We start from the raw sequence: 5,760 nt of genomic DNA on the forward strand, positions 1-5,760 counted from the left end.
CTCCAGCTCCTCGGCCGCGGGGACGGACGGATCGGTGCCGCCGCCCTGCGCCACGTACCCGATGCGCCGCCGCACGCCCGCCGGGTCGGACCGCAGGTCGCGGCCCGCGACCGTCGCCGACCCGGCGGTCGGCGCCAGCAGCGTGGTCAGCATCCGCAGCGTCGTGGTCTTGCCCGCGCCGTTCGGGCCGAGGAACCCCACGATCTCCCCGGACGCGACCGACAGGTCGACCCCGCGCACCGCCTCCACGGTGCCGCGTTTGCCGGTGAAGGTGCGGGCCAGCCCGCGTGCCTCGATCACGAAAACCTCCGACGGAAGCCGAGCCGGTGCCGCGGCGGTCACCGCGACGCCGATAGAGTAACCCCAAATTTGCAGTCACTCCAAATTTTCAGTGACACCAGATCGCCTAGAATCGTCGGCATGGGCAAGCAGACCGCGCCGGACGACCCGCAGCGCACGGCAGAACCCCAGCTCGGACTGCGGGAACGCAAGAAGCGCGAGACGCGGCGGCGGATCTCCGACATCGCCACCGGGCTGTTCATGATGCGGGGCTTCGACAACGTCACCATCGCCGACGTCGCCCGCAACGCGGACGTGTCGGTCAACACGGTCTTCAACTACTTCCACACCAAGGAAGACCTGTTCTTCGACCGGCAGGAAGAGATCATCACGCGGGTCAGCGAGGCGTTCCGCGACCGCCGTCCCGGCGAGTCCGTCGTCGGGTTCTACCGCCGCTCGTTCTTCGAGGGCCTCGAGCAGGGCTCGTACCAGACCGGCTTCCACGAGGGCGCCGAGGTGTGGGTCCGCACCGTCCGCGACAGCCCCGCCCTGACGGCGCGCCAGCGCGAGATCGGCCAGGCCGCTCAGGACGTCCTCGCCCGCGTCCTCGCCGACGAGGTCGGTGCGGACCCCGACGACGTCACGCCCCGCATCGTCGCCGCGATGATCATGTCCGCGCAGTGGACGCTGGTGAACGAGATCACCGAGCGCAAGCTCGCCGGCGAGACCCTTGAGGAGATGCGCGACAGCGTCGAGGCCGCCGCCGACCGCGCCTTCGACCTGCTCGAACACGGCATCGGCGACTACGGCCTCAAACCGGCCGCCCCCGGCGCGACGCCCGAACTGCCCACCGGCGACGGGCCCGGCACGGCAGGCGACGACGAGGGCGAAGACCGCCGGACCTTCGGCGAACGCGTCAGCCGGGCCGCCGCGACCCCTCCCACCAGGCCGCCCGCGACCTGACCCCCGACCGCACCACGCCCACCCCGCCACCCGCACGCGGCCGCGACCCTCTCCGCGACCCTCTCCGCGCCATCTTCACCCGCGCCCGCGCCGCAGCTCCCGGCGCTGCAGCCCGACCCGCACCGCGGTCGTGCAGCGCTCCCCGGGCAGCACCCCCGGGCAGCACCCCCGGGCAGCACCCCCGGGCAGCGCCCGCCCCGTCCGTTCTCGCTCGCCGCGCTTGCTCTACCTCGCCTGTCCCTGGCCCGCTACGCAAGGCATGCGCGAAACGACGGCAAAGGCTCCGCCCGCCCGCGCGCCGTCCCCGCGGACGCCCCGAACCCCGCCGTTAGCGTCCTGCCATGGCGCACACCCCCGCCGGCGGCGCGGACGACGACGGCCTCGCCGACAGCGCCGCACCAGGCCACGATGCCGACGGAACCCCCGACCGGAACCGCCCCGGGACCAACCCGGACGAAGCCGCTTCCGCCCAGGCGGCCGACAGCGGGCAAGCCGCGGCCGGCCGCAGCGCGCACACCGCCCACACCGGCCCCGACCCGGCGCGGATGCCGCCCTGGCTGCCCCGCGCCTTCGTCCTCGCCGCCGCGACCGTCGTCGCGTTCGGGGCCGGCCTGTGGGTGCTGGACCGGCTGCGCGGCCTGCTCCTGCTCCTGGTGATCTCGCTGTTCCTGGCGTTCGCCATCGAACCGGGCGTGAACTGGCTCGCCGCCCGCGGCTGGCGGCGCGGCTGGGCCACCGGCCTGATGTTCGTGATCCTCACCGTCCTGGTCGCCGGGTTCTCCGTCGCCCTCGGCTCGGTCCTGATCAAGCAGACCACCACCCTGGTCAACAGCGCCCCCCGGTACGCCGACCAGATCATCGACTGGGCCAACCGGTCGTTCGGCGCCAAACTCTCCAAGCACACCCTGGTCAGCAAGATCCCCGCCGTCGGCGGCGAGCTCTCCAAGCACCTGTCGGACCTGGCCGGCAACGTGTGGGGGATCGGCGTGACCGCCCTCGGCGTGGTGTTCCGGGGCCTCGGCGTCCTGCTGTTCACCTTCTACCTGTCCGCGCAGGGCCCCCAGTTCCGCCGGACGGTCTGCTCCCTGCTCCCCCCGCAGCGCCAGCGGCAGGTGCTGCGCGCCTGGACGATCGCCGTCGACAAGACCGGCGGCTACATCTACTCCCGCGCCCTGCTCGCCGCGATCTCCGCCGTGTTCCACTACGCCGCCCTCACCCTGCTGGACGTCCCGTACGCGGTGACGCTGGCGCTCTGGGTCGGCGTGGTGTCCCAGTTCATCCCCACCGTCGGGACCTACCTCGCCGGAGCCGCCCCCGTCCTGATCGCACTCACCAAGGCCCCCTCGACCGCGCTGTGGACGCTGCTGTTCGTCATCGCCTACCAGCAGTTCGAGAACTACGTCCTGCAGCCGCGCATCACCGCCCGCACCCTGGACATGCATCCCGCCGTCGCGTTCGGCGTCGTCATCGGCGGCGCGGCGGTCATCGGCCCCATCGGCGCCGTCCTCAGCCTGCCCCTGGTCGCCAGCCTCCAGGCGTTCCTGGACGCCTACGTCCGCCGCTACCACGTCGAGGAGCACCCCCTCACCGCCCGCCCGCCCAAGGGCCACGCCCACCACGATGATGACCACCACGAGGATGACCACCACGACGGCCGGTACCAAGGCGCGGAACCCGACCAGACCCACGGCCGGGGCCCTGACCAGGGCGGCGACTAGCGGTCGGCGCGGCTCGTCGAGTTCTGCCATGGACGCGCCGCCTCCGCCCGGCTAGCGTGCGGACGACACGCAAGATCGTTCTCGGGGGCGGAAGGGAACGTCCATGCGCAGAACGTCCATGCGTCCAGCGTCCTCGCACACCTCCGACCGCACGTCCCCGCACGCGCCCCGGGACATGCCGAGGGACGCACCCGGAGGGACTCCCGCGGCGCCCTCCTCGGGAACGCCCAGGCCGAGGACGCGGCGCGCCGTCCCCGTCACGGCGGCGCTGACCGCCGCCCTGCTCGCCGCGTCACCGCTCACCGCACCCACCGCCGCCCGCGCCGACGCCCCCGCGCGCACCGGCTCCGCCTTCGGACGCGACCCGCGCCTGATGAAGCTCATCGGCTCGATGACGCTCCGGCAGAAGGTCGCGCAGCTGTTCGTCGTGCAGATCTACGGCCTGTCCGCCGACACCACCGCGCCCGCCGACGTCGCCGCCAACCGCGCCCTGTACGGGGTGGACAACGCCGCCCAGCTCATCGCCCGCGACCAGCCCGGCGGCATCATCTACTACGGCAACAACGTCAGCGGCCCCCAGCAGCTCGCCGCGTTCTCCAACGGCATCCAGCGCGCCGCGCTCGCCGCCGGGCACGCGATCCCCGCGACCGTCGCGATCGACCAGGAGGGCGGCATCGTCGCCCGCGTCGGGGCGCCCGCCACCCAGCAGCCCGGCGCGATGGCCCTGGCCGCCGGACGGCGCCCCCAGGACGCCCGCGCGCTCGCCCGGATCACCGGCGCCGAACTGCGCGCCATCGGCGTCAACCAGGACTACGCGCCCGACTCCGACGTCAACGTCAACCCCGCCAACCCGGTGATCGGCGTCCGGTCGTTCGGCTCCGACCCGGGCCTGGTGTCCCGGATGGTCACCGCGCAGCTCGGCGGCTACCGCTCGGCCGGCGTCACCGCGACACCCAAGCACTTCCCCGGCCACGGCGACGCCGACACCGACAGCCACACCGGCGTCCCGATCATCCGGCACACCCGCGCGCAGTGGGAGAGCATCGACCTGCCGCCGTTCCGCGCCGCGATCGCCGCCGGAGCCGACTCGATCATGACCGGGCACCTGGTCGTGCCCGCCCTGGACCCCTCCGGCGACCCCGCGACCCTGTCCCGGCCGATCGTCACCGGCATCCTGCGCGACCAGCTCCACTACCAGGGCCTGGTGATCACCGACGCGCTGGACATGCAGGGCGTCCGCGACAAGTACGGCGACGACCGGGTGCCCGTCCTCGCCCTCAAGGCCGGGGTGGACACCCTGCTCAAGCCGCCCGCCGGGAAGTTCGCCACCCAGCTGGACGCCGTGGTGGCGGCGGTGCGCGGCGGCGAGCTCAGCGAGGACGCCGTCAACCGGTCGGTCTACCGGGTCCTGGACCTCAAGCAGCGCCGCGGCCTGTTCCGCGACCCGTACGTGGACGAGTCCCGCGTCGGCCGGGTCGTCGGGACGCCCGCCCACCTGGCGACCGCGCGCCGCGCCACCGACCGCACCACCACCCTGGTCAAGAACGACCCGCAGCCCGGGGGCCTCACCCTCCCGCTGGCGCCGGGGCCGCGCAGCGTCTACGTGACCGGCTGGGGGACGAGCACCACCGCGACCCTGGCCGCCGAGATCGGCAAGTACGGCGCGACCGCCGACGCCCACGACACCGGCCTCAGCCCCACTCCCGCGGCCATCGCCTCGGCCGCCGCGGCGGCGAACAGCCACGACCTCACCGTCGTGGTCACCAACCGCGCCTGGGACACCTCCCCTGAAACCGGCCACAACGGTCCCGGGCAGGCCGACCTCGTCAAGGCGCTGATCGCGACCGGTAAGCCGGTGGTGGTCCTGGCCGTCCGCGACGCCTACGACATCAACGCGTTCCCCGCCGCGCCCGCCTACCTGGCCACCTACTCCTACACCGCCGACGCGCTGCGCTCGGCTGCCGCGACCCTGTTCGGCGCGAACCGCCCGCAGGGACGCCTGCCCGTCACCATCCCGGCGGCTGGCGGCTCCGGCCAGACCCTCTACCCCTTCGGCTACGGCCTGCACTACCCGCGCAAGTAACCCCCGCCGAGACCGGCCGATGAGGGTGGGCCAGGGGCGGACCTCCGCCCCTGGCCCATCCCCCCACGGCGGGGGAAGCCCGGTGATGAGAATCATGTGCGCAGTGGGTGCCGAAAATGTGGCGATGGGGCTCGCCGGGCGCTCTCACCTCGGCGGATGAGGCAGGATCGGAGCATGCAGGGGCTCCGACCGGGGGGTGGGCGCCTGCCCGTCCGCCGCACGCGGAACCGGGCGCTGCCGCTCCTGGCGACATTGGTCGCCGTCGCCACCACGCTCGACGTGCTGGCCGGCGGCCTGCTCCGCCGTGCCGACACCTGGATCTTCGACGAGGGCCTGCCGGCCCGCTCCGGAGCCTGGCACTGGACCTGGCGCACGATCGTCAACGGCGGCCAGTACTGGCTCGTCGGGACACTGGTCGCCCTCGTCGCGCTGCTCACCGCCTGGCGCCGCCGCAGCCCCTGGACGGCCGTCCGCGCCGGGATCTGGCTGGTCGCCGCCGAGGCCGTCATCCGCGCCGCCCAGCTCGGCTTCGCCCGCACGCCGCCCCGCACCGGAGCCGACCTGCTCTTCGCCGACGGCTACCTGTCCTTCCCGTCCGGGCACGCCGCCAACGCCGCCGCCTGCCTCACCGTGGCCGCCGCGCTGCTGCGGGCCACCCGCCGCTGGTGGATCGCCGTCCACACCGTGGTCGCGGGCGTGGCCGTCGCCGTCGTCGCC

The 5,760-nt window shown here is 73.9% G+C and carries 5 protein-coding genes; 4 read left to right on the forward strand and 1 reads right to left on the reverse strand.

Annotated elements, in window-relative coordinates; translation table 11 throughout:
- A partial coding sequence (locus AB0J52_RS24150) for an ATP-binding cassette domain-containing protein (RefSeq protein ID WP_500184356.1) occupies nt 1-300 on the reverse strand: 300 nt, incomplete at its 3' end.
- A gap of 120 nt (nt 301-420) precedes the next feature.
- On the opposite strand from AB0J52_RS24150, the gene AB0J52_RS24155 reads away from it, so the two are divergent.
- From AB0J52_RS24155 to AB0J52_RS24170, 4 genes are all read left to right on the forward strand, one after another.
- The gene (locus AB0J52_RS24155) at nt 421-1,242 is read left to right on the forward strand and encodes a TetR/AcrR family transcriptional regulator (protein ID WP_500184357.1); all 822 of its coding nucleotides are present in this window, start codon (nt 421-423) and stop codon (nt 1,240-1,242) included.
- 341 nt (nt 1,243-1,583) lie between these two features.
- Complete coding sequence (locus AB0J52_RS24160; protein ID WP_500184358.1) at nt 1,584-2,960, forward strand: AI-2E family transporter; 1,377 nt, start codon at nt 1,584-1,586, stop codon at nt 2,958-2,960.
- A gap of 103 nt (nt 2,961-3,063) precedes the next feature.
- Nucleotides 3,064-5,043: a glycoside hydrolase family 3 protein gene (locus AB0J52_RS24165; RefSeq protein WP_500184359.1), complete on the forward strand. Its 1,980-nt coding sequence runs from the start codon at nt 3,064-3,066 to the stop codon at nt 5,041-5,043.
- 174 nt (nt 5,044-5,217) lie between these two features.
- A partial coding sequence (locus AB0J52_RS24170) for a phosphatase PAP2 family protein (protein ID WP_500184361.1) occupies nt 5,218-5,760 on the forward strand: 543 nt, incomplete at its 3' end.

Origin of the sequence: Spirillospora sp. NPDC049652, assembly GCF_040675125.1 — a bacterium.
Classification (GTDB): domain Bacteria; phylum Actinomycetota; class Actinomycetes; order Streptosporangiales; family Streptosporangiaceae; genus Spirillospora.